The sequence below is a fragment of the Sorangiineae bacterium MSr11367 genome, from assembly GCA_037157805.1.
In the GTDB taxonomy this organism is placed as follows: Bacteria; Myxococcota_A; Polyangia; order Polyangiales; family Polyangiaceae; genus Pendulispora; species Pendulispora rubella.
Map to the genome: position 1 here is coordinate 8,640,566 of CP089983.1, position 21,255 is coordinate 8,661,820.

17 protein-coding genes are annotated in these 21,255 nt (G+C 62.6%); 12 read left to right on the forward strand and 5 right to left on the reverse strand.

Translation table 11 applies throughout. From position 1 onward, the window contains the following. Positions 1–26 precede the first annotated feature (26 nt). Complete coding sequence (locus LVJ94_33280; GenBank protein WXB01777.1) at positions 27–212, reverse strand: DUF1918 domain-containing protein; 186 nt, start codon at positions 210–212, stop codon at positions 27–29. 261 nt (positions 213–473) lie between these two features. Here LVJ94_33280 and LVJ94_33285 point away from each other — a divergent pair, with 261 nt between their 5' ends. Continuing rightward, a complete protein-coding gene (locus LVJ94_33285; protein WXB01778.1) occupies positions 474–1,196 on the forward strand; it encodes an SMI1/KNR4 family protein in 723 nt (240 codons plus the stop codon). Positions 1,197–1,636: 440 nt separating this feature from the next. After that, positions 1,637–2,608: a hypothetical protein gene (locus LVJ94_33290; protein WXB01779.1), complete on the forward strand. Its 972-nt coding sequence runs from the start codon at positions 1,637–1,639 to the stop codon at positions 2,606–2,608. Positions 2,609–2,762: 154 nt separating this feature from the next. Here the strand turns inward: LVJ94_33290 and LVJ94_33295 are convergent, their stop codons facing one another. Continuing rightward, positions 2,763–3,254: a hypothetical protein gene (locus LVJ94_33295; GenBank protein WXB01780.1), complete on the reverse strand. Its 492-nt coding sequence runs from the start codon at positions 3,252–3,254 to the stop codon at positions 2,763–2,765. A gap of 580 nt (positions 3,255–3,834) precedes the next feature. Between LVJ94_33295 and LVJ94_33300 the strand changes: the two genes are divergently transcribed. The 4 genes from LVJ94_33300 to LVJ94_33315 all read left to right on the forward strand — a co-directional run bounded on the left by LVJ94_33300 (position 3,835) and on the right by LVJ94_33315 (position 8,988). Beyond that, on the forward strand, positions 3,835–5,508 hold the full coding sequence (locus LVJ94_33300; protein ID WXB01781.1) for a hypothetical protein: 1,674 nt from the start codon (positions 3,835–3,837) through the stop codon (positions 5,506–5,508). A gap of 14 nt (positions 5,509–5,522) precedes the next feature. Continuing rightward, complete coding sequence (locus LVJ94_33305) at positions 5,523–7,406, forward strand: hypothetical protein (protein WXB01782.1); 1,884 nt, start codon at positions 5,523–5,525, stop codon at positions 7,404–7,406. A gap of 201 nt (positions 7,407–7,607) precedes the next feature. After that, a complete protein-coding gene (locus LVJ94_33310; protein WXB01783.1) occupies positions 7,608–8,363 on the forward strand; it encodes a methyltransferase domain-containing protein in 756 nt (251 codons plus the stop codon). Positions 8,364–8,433: 70 nt separating this feature from the next. Next, a complete protein-coding gene (locus LVJ94_33315; protein ID WXB01784.1) occupies positions 8,434–8,988 on the forward strand; it encodes a DUF3455 domain-containing protein in 555 nt (184 codons plus the stop codon). On the opposite strand, the gene LVJ94_33320 is transcribed toward LVJ94_33315, so the two are convergent. Then, the gene (locus LVJ94_33320; protein WXB01785.1) at positions 8,975–10,303 is read right to left on the reverse strand and encodes a hypothetical protein; all 1,329 of its coding nucleotides are present in this window, start codon (positions 10,301–10,303) and stop codon (positions 8,975–8,977) included. The two genes, LVJ94_33315 and LVJ94_33320, sit on opposite strands and share 14 nt — an antisense overlap. A gap of 765 nt (positions 10,304–11,068) precedes the next feature. Here LVJ94_33320 and LVJ94_33325 point away from each other — a divergent pair. Together LVJ94_33325 and LVJ94_33330 are read left to right on the forward strand one after the other, a co-directional pair. Further along, positions 11,069–12,229 carry a hypothetical protein gene (locus LVJ94_33325; GenBank protein ID WXB01786.1) on the forward strand — a complete coding sequence of 387 codons (1,161 nt, stop codon included), beginning with the start codon at positions 11,069–11,071 and terminating at the stop codon, positions 12,227–12,229. 74 nt (positions 12,230–12,303) lie between these two features. Further along, positions 12,304–13,227, forward strand: coding sequence for a hypothetical protein (locus tag LVJ94_33330; protein WXB01787.1), 924 nt, complete (start codon positions 12,304–12,306; stop codon positions 13,225–13,227). 21 nt (positions 13,228–13,248) lie between these two features. Here the strand turns inward: LVJ94_33330 and LVJ94_33335 are convergent, their stop codons facing one another. Further along, a complete protein-coding gene (locus tag LVJ94_33335) occupies positions 13,249–14,358 on the reverse strand; it encodes a hypothetical protein (protein ID WXB01788.1) in 1,110 nt (369 codons plus the stop codon). 749 nt (positions 14,359–15,107) lie between these two features. On the opposite strand from LVJ94_33335, the gene LVJ94_33340 reads away from it, so the two are divergent. Beyond that, positions 15,108–16,541: a hypothetical protein gene (locus LVJ94_33340; protein WXB01789.1), complete on the forward strand. Its 1,434-nt coding sequence runs from the start codon at positions 15,108–15,110 to the stop codon at positions 16,539–16,541. A gap of 73 nt (positions 16,542–16,614) precedes the next feature. Here LVJ94_33340 and LVJ94_33345 read toward each other — a convergent pair whose 3' ends face one another. Further along, positions 16,615–17,004: a hypothetical protein gene (locus LVJ94_33345; protein WXB01790.1), complete on the reverse strand. Its 390-nt coding sequence runs from the start codon at positions 17,002–17,004 to the stop codon at positions 16,615–16,617. 651 nt (positions 17,005–17,655) lie between these two features. Between LVJ94_33345 and LVJ94_33350 the strand changes: the two genes are divergently transcribed. The 3 genes from LVJ94_33350 (at position 17,656) to LVJ94_33360 (ending at position 21,253) form a co-directional block, all read left to right on the forward strand. After that, a complete protein-coding gene (locus tag LVJ94_33350; GenBank protein WXB01791.1) occupies positions 17,656–18,846 on the forward strand; it encodes a hypothetical protein in 1,191 nt (396 codons plus the stop codon). Positions 18,847–18,940: 94 nt separating this feature from the next. Then, a complete protein-coding gene (locus LVJ94_33355; protein ID WXB01792.1) occupies positions 18,941–19,789 on the forward strand; it encodes a hypothetical protein in 849 nt (282 codons plus the stop codon). 327 nt (positions 19,790–20,116) lie between these two features. Continuing rightward, positions 20,117–21,253, forward strand: coding sequence for a hypothetical protein (locus LVJ94_33360; GenBank protein WXB01793.1), 1,137 nt, complete (start codon positions 20,117–20,119; stop codon positions 21,251–21,253). The last annotated feature ends 2 nt before the right edge of the window (positions 21,254–21,255 follow it).

The following is a 21,255-nucleotide window of genomic DNA, read 5'->3' on the forward strand; positions in this document are numbered from 1 at the left end:
CGCGCTCCGCGTGCCGATCCGATGTTCTAGCCACCGTCCCGGCTGTCGAAGTCCAACCTCGGCGCTACGAGGGCCTCGTGCCCGTCGTCGAACCTCACCCAGTAGGGAGGCTCGCCGTTCTCGCCGAGCACCTCGACGACTTCCCCAACGCGCTCCCCTCGCCCGTGGCCCGCAGCCTTGACCCGGACCCGCTCCCCTCTACGCATCTGCATACTTCCCTATCTTGGACGTTGCAGACACCGCCATCGTTTCTCCCCAAAATGCGCCGCCTGAACCTTGCCCTTGTGCAACTTTCTAGCACCGCGCAAGAAGCCACGGGTTGCTCTCGTAAGCGAAGGTGGAAGCCGGCGCTCCATACTTCAAAAGAAGCGCCATGCTCCGGCCATCGCAAAGGAAACGCACGGAGAACGCTCTAAGCCGGCATGGTCCACTCATTTCACGGAGAGGCTCTTCGACGGCTTGGCGTCGCGTACATGAGCGATGACGCGGCCATGGCGGCCCTCGTGGCCCGGGAGCAGAAACTCGGTATTTCGCTGCCCGCTTCTTTTGTCGAGTGGTACGGCATGCTAGGCGGTATCGAGTTATTGCAACGTAATAGCAATTGCGACAATCCCGTCCCCATTGTGCGGCTTGGCGCGTCATTGGATGGGCCTTGGGACGACCCCACCGACTGTGTGGCCGAAGGTCTCCTCATCTTCATGGTCGAGAATCAAGGTGTATGCGTTTGGGCCGTCCAGCTCGGTCGATCGGACGATCCGCCGGTGCTCGTCGCGTGCGATCCTGATTACGAATGGCAGCCCTGTGCGGAGACATTTTCATCATTCATCGAGTGCCAGATCTGGGACCACGCGGAGATCCTCGCCGATACGACGCCGCACGCGCGAATGGTGATTCAAGCTCAGGATTTGCCATTGCGGAGCGACGATTTGGCATTTCTGCGGCGAAATTTCACCGAACGAACGACCACACGGGGCTGGCCCGGCGATATTCAGTACCGTTTCGAACACGGCGAAACGCGCCTTCTTCTCTGGGACGGAGAAGATCAGGCGGATTGGTGGATTTGCGCACGGACGAGCGAAAACTTGACAGAAATCGTCGAGAAACTTTGGTACTGCGGCGACCTTCGCGCGACGCTCTGGAGCAACGACCCACGCGCGGAGGAGGTCCTCCAGAACGTGCGCGCGTCGAAGCGGTAGACTGTTTCGTATCCGCGTGGTGATGCGGTGTTCCAAAAACACCACCGCGACCGCATGACTCCATTGCACACAATATGGCATTGACGTACCCGGTGCGTTGAACCGGTTGAGCCAAAAAGTGGGTCGATTAGCGCGATGCGCGCAAATCAGAGTGCGGCATTGATCATATCCGTGTCGCGCGACATTGCCGCACTGCGTTCCCGAGCGCGATTGGGTGGCATGTCAATGTAGTATTGCTGCGCAAGCACATCGAATTGTGCAATCGCGACAAATGATTCTTCGAGCTTGACCCCAGAGCACCAAACGATCAAAGTCACCGCGCCCACGTAACCCGTCGGGCCAGGTGCAATCGCTCCCGTCAGTGAGAGTGGCGACTGAGCCATCGGCCTCCGACAATCCGAAGTTTGCTCGCGCAGCAAATCGACATCAAGGAGATTGCAATGGACAAGAACGTATTTCGTGGCTTGGCTGGCGTGGTTGCGGTCGTTGGACTCGGGCTCGTTAGTACGACAGCCACCGGACTCCCCGGCGGGTCGGCGCGGGAAATTTCGTTCATGCCCGACAACAACCTGGACCAAGAGGACAATCTCTTGGCCCCCACCGGCATCACGGAGACCGAGTTCAATCGGGTCATTGCGGCAACGCGAACCGTCTACAACCCCATCGTTTCCGCGCTGGGTGGCCGGTTGGTGATCAACGCGCTTTGGACCAACAACACGGTCAACGCAAACGCCTCTCGCAGTGGAACCACGTGGACCGTCAACATGTACGGCGGCCTCGCGCGCCGCGCCGAGGTCACGTCCGACGGCTTTGGCGTCGTCCTCTGCCACGAGCTCGGGCACCACCTCGGCGGGTACTTCTTCTACAGCGGCACCGACTGGGCCGCGGCCGAAGGCCAATCGGACTGGTACGCCACGCAAGCGTGTACGCGCCGCCTCTGGGCCAGCGAGACCGCGAAAAATGCCACCTTCCGCAACACCGCGCCCCAAATCGTGAAGGACAAGTGCGATGACGAGTGGGCGACGACCGCCGAGCAAGACCTCTGCTATCGAAACGTCGTGGCCGGAAAGTCCGCGGCCGATCTTCTCGCCGCGCTGGGAGGCACCACGGCCAACTACAACACGCCCGACACCACCGTGGTCACCCGCACCAACACCGCCCACCCGCGCGCCCAATGCCGATTGGACACGTACATGACGGGGGCCCTCTGCACCGTGCAGGCGAACCTGAACGCCATCCCGGGCCTCAATGCCAGCGGCGGCCGCAATTCCGCCAATGCCGAGCGTGAGGCCGCCAAGACCCGCTGCTTGCCCGCCAGCGCCGCGGCAGGCACGCCGGGCTACAACGGCAAGAACGTCCCGACCTGCTGGTTCAAGCCGCAAGTCTCGGGCTTCGCCTTCGACTCCGAATAATTCGCCCCAACGAGCACGCGCGCCTCGGAGGAATCCCCGAGACGCGCGTTGCCATTTGCGCATTGCGTGGGATTCAAAACCATCTTGAAATAACCTATTGTCGCAACCCCACAGCCCGTCCGCCTGTTACATCGAGCATGTTCTTCGAACGCATTCAGTGCGCGTAAGAAGACGGAGCCGGCGCTCCGGCGTCAGCGGGCTCCACGCACCGCCCGGCAACGCATAGGCGCTCGCCTTTGCACTGCGTATCGTACTGGCATCCCGTCGAGACGGCGGCGGCTTGGGCCGGTGGCGTTTCGACCCGCCGCAAGATTGTACCCTTGATGTAGTAACCGAGGCCGTTCGAGACGGCGAGCACCATGTCGCCCCCGGCTTTGCATACCTCCGGCCGCACCGCCTCGCGGAAGTCGGCGAGGCTTTGCGGCCACGAGCACTCGGGACACAGCGGATTCAGAGACATATCGACCGAGCCGATTTCCTCGTAGCCCGATGCCGGCGATGCGGTGAGCACGCCGAAGCTGCACGACGTCGCCTCCTCCGACCCCGAGCCGCCTGCGCCCCCACCGCCCGTGGGGGTGGCGATGGTCCCGCACGCCATGAGCACGGCGGAAGCTACACAAGCTAGGGAAGGAAGAGCGCGGAACATGTCGACAGCTCCTTCGACCCATGCGAAGCCGCCGTTCCCTCCTTTCGAACGCGCACCCCAAAATCGTCATCGGCGAAACGAATTTCTTTCAACGCATCGGTCGCTGGCGGGTTCCATCCTCTTCTGATGGTCCGATTTCTCGCAGCGGCATTTGGCATCGCGCTTCTCGTGCAGGCTTGCCACGCACCCGGTGCGAAGTCTCACGGCATGGGCGCGAAGTGCATGTCTCCGATTTGCGGTGAAGGACTCCAATGCGCGCCGTTCCGTGATCCAACGTACACCTCGAAGATCCGGCGAGGTCACTGTGTCCTGCAGGATGGCCGATGCTTCGAGGATCGCGATTGCCTGCCCAACGCCCGTTGCAAGGGGGCGACCGCCGAGTTGGCGGGACACTGCACGTAATAGGGGAGTAGTGCGGAACAACATCGCCGCGCCGAGGGAAACGCGCTTTCGAACCATGGCTCCGCCCGCTGGCATTTCGTTTGCCGCGGGCGCGGATTTTTTTGCGCCAGTCGAACGCGCACAGCGTCCTAATGCCGGACAAGGGCGGTAACCCGCCCTGTGCGGAGGTATTCCCATCGTGCAATCAAAAAAGTCACTTTCCCATTTGGGGCTTGCGTGCTCGGCGCTGGGCGCCGCCGTCGTTGGGTTCGCCGGCTGCTCGGAAAGCAGCGCGCCGCCTTCGCCCCTGGAAGAAGGGAATCCGGCCGCGAACTCGCCGAACGCATCGATACTGCAATTGACGTACGACGAACGCACCAAGCGCGTGGGCGCGCGTTTGAACCGTGCGCTCGAGGAGCACGAGCAGTTGTTCTTGCGCGTCCGGCGCGGCACGGTCCCCCGAGAGTCGACGTGCACCGAGCTCGCGACCCATGGCAACGCCCTGCAGGGCATCGCGCAGGGTGACGCCCTGCAGTTCGATGGGCCGCAGGTCGACCAGGAATTACTCGATCTGCCGAGACGGTTCGACTCCGAAGCATGGGTCACCGGGCCCTTCACCGAATCGATGCGCGAAGAACTCCGCAAAGGCACGAACGCCATCGTGGAAACGTGCCTCCTCAAGGATGGCCAGATCCGCGACGAGCAGCACAAAACATTGGGCTACGTGATCGATCTGGCCCGGGACGAGGCCGAGACGCCCACCGGCGGCCCGGCGCGGCGTGCGCTGAGCGCGGCGGCGGCGGAGCCGATCCAAAGCATGATCAAGTACGCCGAGCGCTGCGTGCAAGAGCTCGGCGAGATCCCGTTCTTCCGGAAGAAGAGCGGGATCGGGGAGTACGAGACCTTCGACTGCCGAGACTTCGAGGGCTCGGACGGCACGGGGACCCGAGCCATCGAAGGGGTGGAGGGCAAGCCGATTCCTCTCACGGTGGAGGATGCTCCAAAACCCGATTGCGATTTTGCCAAGCCGGTCGCGGACGTCGATAGCCAAAACAAGAACTACTATTGCGTCAACAAATGCGACAAGCCGCAATACCTGAACAAAGGATGCGAGCCGGGGCCGACGGTCACCACGGCCAAGAACGACAAGGGAACCCACTGGGTGCTCCTCTGCCGCGCCGCCAACGCCCCCACGCTCGATGGGATGTCGCGGACGAAGACGTTCCGTGACATCGCCATGATTGGGCACAACCCCAAAACGGGCAAAACGTGCTTCTTTCAAAACGACATTGGTCCCGCCAACCACGGAGATCGGATCCCCCACCCGGCCGATCGTGCCAAGTCCGAAAGCATATGGAGCTCGCCCAAAGGCTATTGCACCACGAGCTGCCACGCGGCCGACGCCTTCGTGCACAGTCCGTGGATCGATGGTGCGCTGCGTTCCAACGGCAGGACGATCGTGCCCAAGATGGGCGAGCAGCCGGACTTTCCCATTAGCTGGCTCGATGCGCCCTACAGCGTCGTGAACATGGATGCGCAGGGCTGGAAGATCGGACAGCAGCTGGTCAGCGAAGAGGCGGCGGCGTGCACGAGCTGCCACCGCATCGCGGGGCCGGGGGGCCAAGGAATGATGAAGCAATTCAGCGCCTGGGGGACACTGAGCAATCCGAATGATGCGTACTTCGCGCACATGACGTCTTCGTACAGCACGGACTTCGCCAAATCGCACTGGATGCCCACGAACGTCGATGGCCTGGATGCCCAGAAATGGGAGAGCTCGAAATGGAAGAAAGCCACCGATCACATCATCCATTGCGCCTCGTCCAGCAGCCCCGAATGTGTCTTTGCCGACGTTCCACGCGGACGCCCTTGAGAACGAAATACCCCATGATGCCCCCCCACAATCCGTCTGCTCTCCGATGGGTCGCTTGGCCCGTTCTCTCCTTGTCCATGGGCTGCTCGGCGGGCTCGACCCCGAACGGTGACGATACCGAGACTTGTGGCGTCGTCACCTCCGAGCTCCGTGCGGCCTCGACCCTGGGCGACGACGAGCTCGCGCGCACGTCGCTCCGCATTCTGGGTGCCCGCGTCGCCGAGCGCAACGACCAGTGCAACCGCTGCCACGACGTAAACAATGCCAGGATACGGCGCTGGGCCGAGGACTACGAATCGACCATGGCGGTCCTTCGCGATACCACCCAGCCCGTCGCCACACGCATGAATGGCCTTCGCGCCGATCCGAACAATCCAGCTTCCAACTTCTCGCCAACGCGCATCGGTTTCCTTGCGGGCGGTGCGCACCTTGGTATGGGTCCACAGATCGATGCAACACGCCATCCGATCGCCCTCGCGCAGGGCAAACTTCTCGCGGGGCTCTTCCACGACCGTGACGACGACTATGCCAGTTTCCGCGACGCCGTGCTCATGCCCATCAAGCCGAGGTTCGATCGCCTGACCGCGAGCGAATACGAGACCGTCGTCACCTGGGTCGAGCGAAAGCTGCCCAAGTTGGACGAGCTTCTCCCCGATGGAGGGCGCCCCACGAGCTGCATCGACGACTTCACGGAGCTGACCAAGCATGCGCGCAAGATGCGCACGACCGCGTGGGGCGCGGTCAACCGCGACAATCGGGTTCCCATGTTCGCCTGCAGCACCGGCAGCCCGCTCGAGTGCTTCTCGCAGAAGCGCGACGGAAAGGACGTCTTCCCGAATGCTAAGGACACGACATTCGCGAGAACATGGGCCGCGCCGGGCACCACCGTGCGCGTCCTCCGTGAGCTCGAATTCAAAGGAAGCTTCTGGACCCGAAGCTCGGCCGACGGACGCTTCGTGGGAAGCGGCGTCTCGAAAGGCGGAAAAGACAACGCCGTCGTCGTCGATCTCGGAGCGGCGCTGCAAGGCACCACGCGCGACATTTGGGTGAATGCCCGCTACGATCCGAGTTTCTACCCGGACAACGAAGGATTTCTCTTCCAAGGTGACGACGGCGCCGGGTATTGCAAGCAGAGCCTGCTCACACGCGCGAGCACGACGCAGATCACGTTCAACGAGCCAGAGTGCTCCAAACTGGGTTCGCACGGTCTCTACCAGAGCGTGGGGCAGACGCTCGGCGACGACGCCCTCCGCGATCGTTTCGTCGTGTTCAGCGAATGGGTCGGCGACGATGGTGGCCGCAATTTGCGAGAGACGGATCCGCCACCGGAGCAAGGCGCCGAGGTGGGAGTGACCATCCAAGTTCTCGTCACCAAAGGCTCTTCGGATCAATACGAACTGCATGAAACGAAGACACTCCTGACGCCGTTCGAGGGCGACACGATGATGTCGCCCACTTCGAGCTTGATCGCCAATCGCGTGGCCGGTGCCAACAAAACGCAGCAGGGCTACATGATCCGCCGCGTCACGCCGACCATGACCGCGACAGGCTACGAATTCGCGTTGGCGGAGGCCGGTCGTATTTGCATGAAGGGTCACAAGGCGAACTTCTCGTACGACGAGCGCTTCCTGGTGACGTACCACTACCTCACGCGCGAGGATTTCGCTTCCGACGCGGAGTATGCACCGTACAAGAACAAGCACGCGAGCGACATCTACGTGGCCGACATGCTCACCGGTCAAAAGCTGCGAGTTACACGCATGGCGCCGGGGCAGTTCGCCCTTTTCCCGCACTTTCGCTCCGACGGGTGGCTCTATTTCAGCGTGCGCGACGCCGTGAATAAAAAAGAATACATCGCGGCGACCGACGCCACGCTGCGCCAGCCCGGCAATCCATGATGCGGTAACCCGGGGTGTGATCTGCGCATACTCAGTAAAGCGCATTTCGCACCCCGGAGAACGGCGCCTCCGAATCGTCCGGTGAGTCGAATGCCGAGAACGTGCGCTAGCGCGTTAATCGTCATCGATTGATACATCGACGTATTGTCGCTTTCGTCGATTCGAGTCAGTATCGACACGAATACGGAAGACGACTCACGCATGACTGGAAAGTTCGACACCAGTTCGGGCACGCAATGGCTCACGATCCCAGAGAACGTAAATCCTCGCGTTTTGGCGACCCGAGAAGGGTACGATCTCTGGTCCGAAATCTACGATAGCGAGCAAAATCCGCTCATCTTACTCGAAGAACCCGAAGTCAAATTTCAGCTCGGAAACGTGCACGGTCTTTCGGTGGCCGACGTTGGCTGTGGGACCGGACGCCATGCCATTCGATTGGCACGGGAGGGAGCCAAGGTCACGGCGCTGGATTTCTCGAGCGGTATGATGGGGCGGGCGAAGGAAAAGGCGGTAGGCTGTTCGGTCGACTTCGTCATGCACGATCTCCGGATGCCACTCCCCATCCCCGATCGAAGCATGGATCGCGTCATTAGTTGCCTGGTGATCGATCATTTTCACGCCGCGCAGTTGCCCACGCTCTTTCGCGAATTGGGGCGAATATGCAGGCAGGACGGATTCATCCTCATCTCCGTCATGCATCCAGCCATGCTGCTGCGCGGTGTGCAGGCGCGCTTCGCGGATCCGAGAACGGGCGTCGAAATACGCCCCAAGGCGAGCACCAACCTGGTGAGCGATTACGTGATCGCGGCGCAGATTGCCAACTTGCCATTTCTCGCATTGTCCGAGCACACCATGGATGTTGGCATCGCCGCAAAGGCGGAGCGCGCGCAAAAGTACATTGGCTGGCCCGTGCTGCTCATGATGAAGCTCGCACCGCAAGGCGTATCGAACATTTGAAAGGCACGATGATCCGAATATTTCGGATTCATTCGCTCGCCGCCCCACGTATGGTAGCCTCCGCCCCACGATGATGCCGATACGACGACGCACTGCCACCGACTTGCTCGCCTTGGTGCTCTTGGCTGGGTTGTTCTCGTGCAGGCCCGCCGCGGAGAAGGCCCCCACCGTACCGCCGGCCATTGCCGTACCGGAAGGCGCGGTCGTTGTGCTCAAAGCGCACGCGGAGGGCGTCCAGCGGTACATGTGCAAGACGCCCCCGGAGGGAAAGGCGAGCTTCGCCTGGACCCTCGTCGCACCCGAAGCCGATCTCTTCGATGCGTCGGGCAAACGCATTGGCAAACACTATGCGGGACCGACGTGGGAAGATCTATCGGGCACCAAAGTCGTTGGCGAGATGAAGGCCAAAGCCGATAGCCCCGATCCGAATGCCATCCCGTGGCTGCTCCTCCAGGCCAAATCCCACGAAGGGACCGGCAGCCTCGGTCAAGCGAAGTTCATTCAACGCATCGCAACCGCGGGCGGCAAAGCCCCCGAAGGCGGCTGCGACGAGGCTTCCGTAGGCTTCGAGAAGCGCATCCCCTACAACGCCGAATATTACTTCTACGACGTCACCGGCAAGTGACGGAGGTGCCCATGACTTTGAATCCGTGGGGCGTGGCGGCGAGGTAGGCGACCATGCCGTGGCCGTCGGCAAGGACGGCGGCTTGGGCTTGGCCCGCGTTTTCGCCTTCGTCGGAGATGACGATGGGGGCGCCGCGAGGGTGACCTTCGGAGTCGATGGTGAGGCCGCGCACGCGGTGGCCGGAGGCTGGCCCCTCGGTCCATACGAGGAGGAAACGGCCGGCGCCGAGGGCGCTGACGGCGGGGGCCATGTACGGTGCACCCAATCCGCCTTCGGGGACTTCGAACGTGGCGGCGGGCGTCTCCGCCATGGGCTCGTTCGCGCGAGGAATGCGCCACGTGCGGTAGCGCAAGCCCCATGCGTCCTTGCGCGCCGCGCGATCGGCCCAGGCTACGAGCACGGTATCGCCGCTCACGGCGATCGAGGGGGAGCCCACCTCCACACCGAGGGCCTTGCTCTCCATCAAATTGCCCAATGGTGAGAGGCGATGATTGCCTTTCGCCGAAATGAGCCCCGTCCAGATCGAACCGCCGCGGCGAAACGCCATCGCGAAACCCCGAGCCGGCGCCTCGAGCGGGACGGCGCGCAGGCCTTCGACGGGCGAGCCACCCGCCAGAGGCCATAAGGCGTTGAGCTCGTCGGAATCGTGCGGAGCCCAAACGAGCTGACCGCCGGCCACTCCGAGATCGATGGGGGTCGCGCCCGAAGACGTCCGGCGCATCGCCATGGCGTCGCCGGGACGATCGGTGGACACGGCAACCTTCGGCCGGTGGTTCTTCGACGCCCCCGCGCCGGTGGGCGTGGGCGTCGGAATGGGGGTCACCCGTCGAACGGCGTCGTGCGAATGCGTTACGCGGCTGGCCGTCACCGCGAGGGTCGTCGGATCGACGAACGCGCTGACCGCCTGCACGGGGCGGGGCGCAAATCCGATCACGATCCCGCGCGCAGCCGCGGCAACCTCGACCCCCGGTGCGAGGAGGGCTTGCGCCGCGACGATTTTCGGCTTCCCCGCGACACTACAGCCTACAAGCTCGACAGCGGGTTCTGCCGTCGAGGGCAGCTCCAGGACCGCCTCCGTGACGGGCGCAACCGCGGCCTGCTGCGCCGCGGGCTGCTCCCGTGGCGCGGACTGCGCAATACGCGGAGCGTCCCCACTCGCTTTGGACGCCAATTGCTTTTTCACCAGAATGCCGGCCCCGGTCACCATCGCCAAAAGGGCCAAACCGACCATGACCGGCCGTAGGAACCGCGATCCCTTTTCGGGCTCCCCCCGAAGCGCGGGGCCATCGCCCGCGATGCCCGCGCGAGCCCGCATTTGTGCTTGCGCCTGCGCCTTGAACGAAGGCGGTAGGATGATGATGGGAATTTCGTGTCTCGGCGTAACGGCGGTACTGCCGCCCTCGTCACGGATATGCGCGGCTTGAAAAGACGTTGGAATCTTCGAGCCAACGGCGAGCCGTTTCAGGAGCGGCACCAGCCGGGTGACGGCCGTATGGTCGGAATGGTTCTCGACGACGGAAACGGAATTCCGATTTCGGCTTTCGCCGACAGGATCTGGAAGGGCTGGAACGCCAACGACGGTCGGCACACTCCCGGGTTCGGAGGGCGACGGCATAGAATAACCTCCACGTTACCTGATGGCCGGGGGGATGGACTTCGTCAGCCCGTAAGGTCCCTCGAATTGTCCCGAAAAGCCACGACTTTTTCGAGTTGAATATACGAATACCCGCCGCGGCGATTGCACATTACGTACATTTTTCCGCGGGGCTTTTCACCCTTATCGTGATGTTCTCGCTCTGCAGAATCACGATGCCCGCATGACACGGATCGGGGCACGCGCTTCAGTCCGCAGTCGGCGTCCGTACAATCGGGTTCTTGCCGCACGTGCGAAATGGAAGCGCCCCGGGCGAAGATCTCCCACGCACGCCCACTCCGCGCCCAGCGTCGCACTGCGTTCGCCATCTCCGTAGGCGCCGCGTTTCATGAACGGTGACGGCAACTTACGGGCGCTGCCCGGTCTTGACCGCGGACGGTGAAACGGCCCCGCGCGCAGCTGCGCCGTGCTACATCTGAGCAAGCCGTGTACCGCCGCATCCTGTCCCTCGCGATCGCGCTCCCCTTGGTGACCCTTCTGGCGGCGGGTGGCTGCCAAGGAATCGTGGGCGATGCGGTCCCCTCGTTTCGCTGCGATTCGCACTTCGACGCGGGCGTTTGCCCCGCCGGCCAATATTGCCTCGGAACGACGTGCGTACCGAACGGCACGCTTGCCTTGGATGCCGCCGTCGTCCAATGCGGCGACACGACGTGCGCGCCCGGGCAGGTGTGCGCACCGAAAACGAATCAGTGCATCGACGGCGCGACGGCCTGCACGGCGGGCAGCTGCCAGGGAACGGAGGTCTGCGACTTCGGAACACGGCAATGCGTGAAGCCGGCGGAAAAGCAACTAGGCGAGGGATGCAAGGCCGACGTGGAGTGCGTGGCTGGAACCTTTTGCGGCTACTCGCCCGTTCTCACCAGCGACGTGGTGAAGGCCGACGGCGTCTGCACCAAACCGTGCTGCAAGTCGACCGACTGCCCCGCGGACTTCGTCTGCTACGGCGCCGGCACGGGCGGAAACTATTGCGTCGGCAAAGGCGTCTTGCAGCGCCCCGCGCTGGGCGCGCGTGCCGGAGGGGAATCCTGCACGGTGCAAGCCGATTGCCGCTCCGGCGTTTGCGACGCGACCAACAAGTGCGCCGACACGTGCTGCCACGCCTCGCATTGCACCAACGACACCGTCTGCCGGGCCATCGCCCTTCAGGGTGTTGGAACGTCGACGAAATACGTACTCGGATGCGGCGCCCCCGAGGGGCAGGCCAAAGTCGGAGACTCCTGCGAAGTGATCTTGGCCGGAAAGTGCGCTCAAGGTGCCTGCGAGGACGGGACCGACAAATGCCGAACGGCCTGCCGTAACTCCAACGATTGCACGACCTATTGCGACAACACGAAGGCACGCAGTCATGCCGACATCATCACGGTCTGCACGGAGTCGGTGAGCCCGAAGGGAACCAGGCAGCTCGGCGAGGCGTGTGACGTAGCGACCCAGTGCGTCGGCAATCGGTGCATCCAGGACTCTCCCGAAGGCACGAAATACTGCTCGGATGCGTGCAGCACCGATGCCGAGTGCGCGAGCGCGGGGCTCGTGTGCAGGCCTCGGGACGCCGGCCAGGGACGCTACGTCCTGCGTTGCGTGCGCAGCTGACCTAGAAGTTACCATCGCGTCACCGATTCGAAGAAATGGCGGTGCAAACTCGCGGCTCTCGAACGGAGCCCTCGATGATCGCACGCACGCTGCCCATTCCGTCGTTGCTCACCATCCTTTACACGGGATGTTTCGGCGGCAACGCCGAGTCCTTGGACTCCAACGCGAGCTCCCTCGCAGCCTGCCGCGTGGCCGACGCCTACGGCACCGCCGTCGAAGCGGGCACCGTGGAGAGCAGTGCCATCGACGAGGCCTCGGGGCTCGCGGCCAGCAAGCGCAATCCCGGTGTGCTGTACGTGCACAACGACTCGGGAGACTCCGCCCGATTCTTCGCGCTGAATGGCCAGGCCGGCTTGATTGGAACGTTCTCCGTGAGCGGCGCCACCGCCGTCGATTGGGAAGATACCGCCGTGGGCCCCTGCCCGCAGGGGAGCTGCCTGTACCTGGGCGATATTGGGGACAACGACGAGGCACGAACCAACGTCGCCCTTTACCGCGTACGCGAACCCGATATTGCCGGCGGCCAGACTTCCGGCTCGCTCGCGGCCGAGAAGTTTCCGTTCGCCTACCCCGATGGACCGCGCAACGCCGAATCTTTGATGGTTCACCCCAGCACGGGCTCCGTCTACATCATCAGCAAAACGAAGACGGGCAAGAGCCGCGTTTACAAATTCCCCGAGCCGCTCACCGCCAATACCAAAGTAACGCTCATCAAAATTGCCGAACTGAATCTCCCGTCCGGCCAAAGCGGCACCGCCACCGGCGCAGATATCCATCCTTGCGCGCCGCGCTTTCTGCTCCGCACGTATTCGCGCGTCTACGAATTCCGCGCCGGCGCGGGCGAGTCGTTCGAGCAGGCGTTCTCCAAGTCGCCCGTCACCTTGACGGCGCCCTCCGAAGATCAAGGTGAGGCCATCACCTATGCGGCCGACGGCTCCGCCTATTACACGGTGGGCGAGGGATCGCAGCCGCCGCTCTATCGCATCAACGCGAAGTGAAGCTCTGCACGAGCTTGCGCCTCACTCAAGGACGAACGGCGGTCGGATGGTCGCCAGCTCTTTCGGCCAATCTTGGCACTCCCAGTCGCGTCGGCCCGACGGATCGTCGTCCTCCTTTCGGTTGCGGCAGACGGCATTCCAAGCTTGGACGATCCTAGCAGCGCCCTTACCACCTCGGAGCACGGTGCAGGTCATGGCCGTAGCCAAACTCGAATGGTCAAGGTCAGGACGGCCCGTCGTATCCTCGACCGTCAGTGACGTCACCGCCGGCTGCGCATCGCAGTACCGGCGCGTGAAGGCGATGGATGCAGCGTCTCCGAGCACGAATGTGCCATCGAGGCGGGCAAGATAAGCAAATATCGACGGGGCGACCGCTCTTTCGTGATGAAAATTGTCGATATCTTCGACCACGTGTGCATAAGGGCCTCGCGAGATGAGATCCGGACGCCCATCTTGGTCGACGTCCTCGAGCTGTTCGATCGTGATTCCGCTGGCGGGTTCGTACGGCGCGAGGTCCCCCGCTTTGAAGGTCAATAGGGTGCGCTCCTGCATGGGGATCTCTTCGTCTGCGCTGCCTTCGGTCCACGTCGTTCGAAGGAGTTCGACTTCGCCGTCGTTATCGTAGTCGGCCGCCGCGTCGAGGCCGATATTCACATCCAACGAGTATGGATCGAAGCTCAGCGACATGTGGCCGGAGGGAACCACTTGCGTTCCCGCATCGTCTCGACGTACGAGGTCGAAATCGTACGCCGTGTAGCACCGCTCTGCGGCTCCCGGGTATGCCTGGGCGCGGACGATGCGGTAGCCCCACGTCACGCCGTTCGTCGTCGTGACACAACCTACACGGGGTCGCTGGAACGCGCAGCCATCGCCCGCATCGCCTGCCTCGAACGAAGCGATCAAGGCTTCGTTCGAGGCATGGAAGAGCGCGCACGGATCGGGGGGCCCGGCCTCCGCCTCGAGGTGCCCCATCGCTGGCGCAGAGCGGGCGGCATCCGCAGCAGCGTCAGAAAGATCTGCCACGCTGGCGTCGGATTCGTCGTGGTGGACTTTGTCGAGAACGGTCACCGAGACCGCTGCCAGCGTGAAGCTCCCGATCACGGAGAGCGCAAGTAGGGGGCGAAGCCGCATGGCCCCTTCTGTTACGCCTCACGCCAAGTTCATCTTCCCACGCTTCACCACCGCTGGAGGCCCGCGCCATATGGGAACAGTAGATTCCCGTACGTGCTTGGCACCGTTTGCCCAGCATGGATTCGGGTGCGAATGTCCGTACGCTCCGCCGCGGTAGGTAACGACGATGGCATTGGCCAAATCTTGCCAATCGGTGATGACGTAGCGGCGGGGGGGCGGACCAGGAGCACGACCACGGGGATGCCTGGTTTCGGAAATTTTGGATAACCGCCAATTGGTTTGCCGTCAAATAGGACTGCTCCTTCACGTCGCTCCATCTCGATCTGCTCCCCGACGTGCCGGCTGGCCGGCCTCGTACACTCAAGACGGGGACGTATACGATTGGAAGCCAGGTGGACACGAAGCCGAGCGTCTCGGCGCGATTCACGAAGACGGACGCTCGCTGCAGGAACGACTCCAGCGCTCGCGACGCAACCGACGGAAGCGCCCCATGATCCCGTGAGAGCCGCATAGGAACGTGCGCGGTCACGGCTTCACCGTGGATCGACCTTCGTCGGGACGTTTGGCCATCGCGCAGGGCTTTAGCTTGAGGTGTAAAGCCACATTGACGCGGTGAATCGCAAAAAGATGGCAATCTGAATGACGCAATGATTTACGACTAGCTCGCGGAGCAGCGGCTTGCGAAATCGCATGTTGCGGTTCAGAATCGCGCCCTTCGCCAAAGTTCAGCAGACACGGGGAGATCGAACATGAGCGACCGCATGCGGTGCCGACGATGGTCTGCTTCACTCATTGCATTGGGACTCATTCTGGCTTCCGCCCGCGCGGAGGCCCAGGCAACCACGCCGGAGCCGGCACCGGCACCCACGCCGCCGCCGGCGCCCGAGCCACCTCCAACAACCGATCCGGCGACGCAGCAGCCCGCGCCAGCGCCCATATCGGGGGCGACGCCGCTAACGTCGGCGCCCGCCCCCGTGCCGCCCGCGCCCGCGCCGTCGCCCCCCGCAGCGGCACCGCCGACGCCCCCCGAGCCGGAGCCGGTGCACTATCCCATCGTGGGGCCGAATCGGGAGCTGCGGCTCAGCGAAAACGTGGCGCTTCGATTGGGTGTGCAAGCCCAGATCTGGGCCGACTCGTCGCAGGATCCCAATCGGGAGCCCGATGGCGGCACCGGCGATCATCAGAACAACTTCATCCTGCGGCGGGGCCGCATCCTCGCGGGTGCGAACTTAATGAAGAACATGACGCTGTACGTTCTTCTGGAAAGTTCGGCCTTGGGCATGGCTACCGGCACCACGCAGGGCAACAACAAGAACTTCAGCCCGCCCCAGATTCTCGATGCGTGGGGTGAGGTGAAGTTCCACGACGCGTTCATGCTCGAAGGGGGCCTCATGATCGTCCCCGTCAGCCGCAACCACGTCATGGCCACGACCACGTACCTTAGCCTCGACACCGGCAACACCACCGCCGTCACGCTCGGCGCCCTGCAGACATCCGTGCTACGCGACGTCGGATTTCAGGCCAAAGGGCAGCTCTTCGGCGATCACTTCGAGTACCGTCTCGGTGTCTTCTCGGGCATCCGCGAAGCCCCGCATGGCACGCCGCAGGTGGAGGTGGGGGCGCAGAACTCGCCTAGGTTCTCCGGCTACTTGCAATACAATTTCCTCGATCCCGAAAAGGGATACGTCTTCCATGGCACGTATTACGGCCGAAAGAAGGTCTTGGGGATCAGCTCCGGGTTCGATCTCCAGAAGGGTTCGGGGCTCGATCCGTATTACGCGGTCTCCGGCGCTGCCTTCACGGCCATTCCGCTCAACGGAGATGCCAAGGCCGGCGGCGACGAGATTGCCTCCTTCGTCAACTACACGTATTACGACGGCCAGGAAACGGCGCGCACGCTCAACGGCCAGAACGATCTCCTCATCGAAGCAGCCTACTTCAACAAAGCGTCGAGCTTGTCCGTCTTCGGCAAGTTCGAGGGGCAGTTCTTCGGGCGGGACGACACGCAGGTGGCCAATCGAATCTGGTATGGCGGTGGCCTAAAATACCACCTGTACGAAAATTACTGCAACTTCACGCTCGCGTTCAATCACTCGACGTTTCCAAACGCCCCGACCTCGGGAGACGGCGCCAAGAACTCGACGAATCAGTACACGTTCGCCATGCAGCTCTATTACTTCTGAGACGACTCACGTCCCCTGCGCCTTCGAAGGTGGCATCGGGCACCTGGCGAGGGCGCAGATGGCGAGATGCCGATCAGATGCTCTTGCTGGTCCCGCGCGCCGGACGCGTGGCCTTGCTCTTTCGGACGCGCTTGCCGTGCGCCGCCGGTAGCCGCGGCAACGTCGCTTTCGGAGGGCTCGGTGCCGCGGCAGGAGTTGGCGGCGTCGGGGTCTCCTCGACGGGGCGGCTCATCGACGCAGCGGGCGGCTGAAAGGGGGCAGGAGCTGCCGTCGTTTTGGCGGCGGCCGCCGGGGCGCTCTCCGCATGCTTCACGGGTCGCTTGGCCTTTTTCGCACGGTGTCCGCGCGTCGACGATGCTGCAACGACGGGGCGCCCCTGGCCCGAGGCCAAGGTCTCCGCTTGGGCAGAAGATGCAACGACCGCGCTGAAGAGGAAGGCACACGACACAACGAGAAGGCGCATGGCCCGCACGATAGGCCCGCTCCTCCTTCAGGGTAAAGTTTCTGACCCCGCGCCCGCTCGGGTGCAACGCTCGAGCACGGTGAGGGCGGACCTTGCCCCAGACGACGCTCTCGACCTTGCCTTCTCCGTCGGCATCTCCACCCGTTGAAGGGCGCAACAAAATTCGCGAGCGCAATTCGCAAACGGCAATAGCACTGTGTCGACCCGGCTCGGTGTCCCGTTTCGCGAATTCGACACGCAATACGAAACAGCGAGACCACACCCCATTCTCGAAACAAGCCATCACGTCACGCTCGGCATCCCGTGTCTGAATGACCACTTGCGCCCGCGCAAATCTCCGATGGAGATACGCGGTATCCGTGCGAGAGATCCATTTGTATCTTCAGAAGAGATACCCGAAGCGTGTGAGGAGATTTTAGTCCCGATTTCTTCACCGGCACACGCCGTGCAGTGCGGGCGGTCTCGAAGGGAGCGGCATCATCGACTCGATGAACGCCGCTCTCGACGATGAAGACCTGCAACACCACGTGGCAACGCCTGCATTCTGCAGGCGCTTGACGAATTGCTGCCTGCGCACTGCGGGCACTTTATTTGCGGAGAAATCGCATGAATTTCACTCGATCGTTGGCAGTTCTGGGAATTGCCGGCGCGATGGCAACGTCTGCGGGACAAGCGCACGCGTATATCCTCGATCCGGCGAAGGTGGGCGTCAACATTCCCCTCCCCGCGGGAGCGCAGCACGACTACATTCTCGCGTACGACAACGAAGATCCCAACATCGTCTACTATGCCCCGAAGAACGGGCGGGTCGCCCTGAGCAATGGCATGCCCATGCTCGGCTTCGCCATCGCGTCGGATGGTTCCGGCATCCTCAATGCCCAACTGGAACACGGTGTCTTTGGACTCGAGAAACAAGAGCTTTTCGGGGCCATTCAGCGCGCAGGGAAGACCCCCCGCCCTATCCCCTACAAGGGGTCCAAGGTCGTGCCGGTCACGCCGGGAATCGATCCCACCTCGGGGAAACCGATCTGCACCGTCACGAGGGATCCCGACGGTTCGGAGGTTCACGATTGTGAAAACAAGTTCTACACGAACGTAGAGTACCAGCGCGGCGCAGGCCCCTCCCTCGGCGAGTTCGTCGACGTCACGCTATACCTCACCACCAAGGGCTCGGTCATCACCAAGTTCATGCTCAAAGGGGGCGCGGCGCTCAACGTTCGTCTCGTCACCGAATACTGGAAGGCCGGTAATGCCTACAAGGCATCCATGGTCGTCAACTACGACAAGCTGTTCACCGATTATCGCAAGTACGAGGCCCGTCACCGCTCCAATTGCTACGATGAGCAGGTCAAAGAGTTCTTCCAGCAGGAAGCCCTTTGCCCGGGCAAGGCACCGGCCGACTGCGCCGTCAACGTAACCTACACGGATAGCATCGGTCGCGTGGTCAACAGCATCACCATCGACCCGAACAATACGGAAGTCGTATCGCAGTTCGCTCAGTCCGTCGATGCGTTCCGCCAGAAGTTCCAGGAAGAGATGCTCATGCCCATCGACAAGCCGGACGTGCCGAACATCGACACGAATCCGCCCCGCAACGGCTACAAGCTCGACAAGCAGACGGTCACCAAGTATCAGGGCAAGCACGCTACGCTCAACTTCTCGAGCACCGCAAACGTGACCACGGGACAGAGCGTGATCCCTGCGGCCATCGGCTGCATCCGCGTCGACGACCAAGGTTTCGTCAGCCGCGAAACCGGCGGTGATTGCGGAACGTTCTGGAATGGTTCCTTGGGCTTCGACACGCTCCTCGACAAGCGCCTTCAGAGCCAACCCCCGGGCTGACGTGTGCTGAGTGAAAAGTGGCGGCGAACACGAGAGACCGGGTTCGCCGCCACTTCGACCCATGGACTTTCCTTTCGATTGCAAGGTGGACGACATGAAACATCTTTTGCGAGTATTGAATGGGTTGGCCGTCGTCGCAGCGAGCATTCTCGCGCAGGGCCCGGCGGCCGCCGCCGACGCACCCGATGGAACGGCACGGGCAGTGGTCGAGACCAACGAAGCCGTATTCTTCGAGCTCAAGGACGCGGCTCACGCCAACATCGTCTATTTCATTCCGAGAACGGAGACGACCGTCACGCCGTTTTCCCCCGACCCGGATGACGACCATTGGACGGCCGCAGTTCGTTTCAAGACCGTCACGAATCGCGACCTTCCGTCCCTTTACCCCGATTGGCGGGGAAAGACGTTGCGACCGTTCATCGTACGGCCCGCCTCCGAATGCGTTCTGCATGTGTCATCCCCGGTTCGATCCGTCGAACAATATTCCTTCGCCAAGGATCGCGACATCAGCGCCGCAGACACCGTTCCTATCTGTGACTTCGTGTTTCGAATTCCACTAGCTGACCCTTCCGCGGTCGTGGCCAGCCTGAAGCAGCAAGCAACGGCTGGTACGCTCATTGACAAGGACGTCAAGGTCGTCCTCGCTGCACAAGGGCAGAGCATCCCGTGGAAGCCCCTCTATCAGGATCTGCTCGCGCGCCGGAGCATCCCCGGTGAGCGCCTCGAGAAAGACGACGCTCTCCTATCGCTCGGCATTGCCGTACGCGCCTCGGCGCCCTGGGTCAGCTATGCCGCTCTGCCCCCCAGCGACAAGACAGCGTTCCGCGTCCAGGCATTTTCAGCATTGTTCAGCGGCGGAACGGGCGGCTACGTCCTCGTCTCCCAGGAGCCGGCCGGCGGCTTCAACGGGGGGGCCGGAACCGTGAAGACGTATGTCCTCTAGCCGTGCCGTGACTCTCTACGCAGCGCTCCTGCTCGTCGTCGTCAGCGCGTGTGGAAGCGACGGTGCCTCGGCACCGCCGATCGACCCTCCGATTCGTCATTTCGATTGCCCTAGTTCAGGTGGGCCGGCGGTGGATGGCGACGCATTTCAATGGGGAATTGATCATGGAATCGCACTTTCCGATGCGACGACACGAGAGATTCGCGACTTCCGTCAGAGATGTATGAAACCGTAGATCGTTCGCCACACCTTCGCATCGCCGCCAGGGGCATTCGCCCATGGCGGCCGACCTGCGTTGAACCGAACAATGTCTCAACGAGGCCTCTTATGATCGCTGGCCGTCATTCGACCATTCGCTTTCTCGTATCACTCCTGTTTCTTTGCTCGTTCGTCTTCATTGGCTCTACGTCGCAGGCAAGCACGATCGTTCCCAAAAATCGGCTCTACAACGCGGACGGCTCCTTCGCGGGGTTCGACACCAACGAGCCGGGACTGTATTTTCTGGCCCCATCGGCGTGGACACTCCAGGGTACGGGGACGACGCCGTCGGCGTGGCTCACCGACTCCAGCCCGGTGGGCCAGCCTGGGACGACGTTCGACCTTCGCATGACGCTGCAGCCCGACTATTCGCGCAATGCGGGGCTGGTGGCGACGATCAAAAACTCGAATCCCAACGCGCTCTTCTTCCCGCTGCCATCGACCATTCAGCATGTCACGCTGTGGATTCCGACGGTTCTCGGCGACGTCGAAGCGACCTTGACGCCGGATGACACCATGGCGACTCCTGTCGCCATCTACTACCGATTGCGCTTTACGCGCGAGCAGCTCGATGTACTTCGCCAGCTCACGCACGGCGGTGTAACCCTGCAGGGGTCCATCTCGTACGCCTACGTTTCTCCCGAGGGCACCGGGCTCACGGCCGCCCCTCTCACGGTGCAGCTCCCCGAGCGCGTCATCAACGAAGTCGTCAATCCGCCGGCCCCCGATCCGACGCGTTGGCTCTTGGATATTCTTCGCCGGACGCAGATGCGCGCGCCCGGCGTGCTGGATGGCCCCTATTCGCTCGGCGCCGGTATTCGCGTGAACTTGCGCGAGAGCCTCATGACCGCTCGCCTGCTGAACGATACCTACCGACTGAGCATCGAAAACGGCGTGGCCACCGTGCGTCCGACAGCACCGGTCAATTGTCGCGGTTCCATCGACGTGCTCGTGGTGGAGCTCGGCTATCGCGTCGTCGTCGATTACGAGGCGGCACTCGAGGCGAAGCTCGATTTCGCAACGATGCAGCTCGAGCTACCGAGCCTCGTGTTCTCGAAGGTGACCGTGAATGGCACGACGTCACCGTTTTACCGGGACTTGTTTCAGAAGCTCATTCAGCGAGAGGACGTCAAGCAAAAGATCGTGACGGCACTTTCCGCGGAACTTCAGAAGCGCATTCTCCAAGAAACGCTATTCGGGCTGTGAGG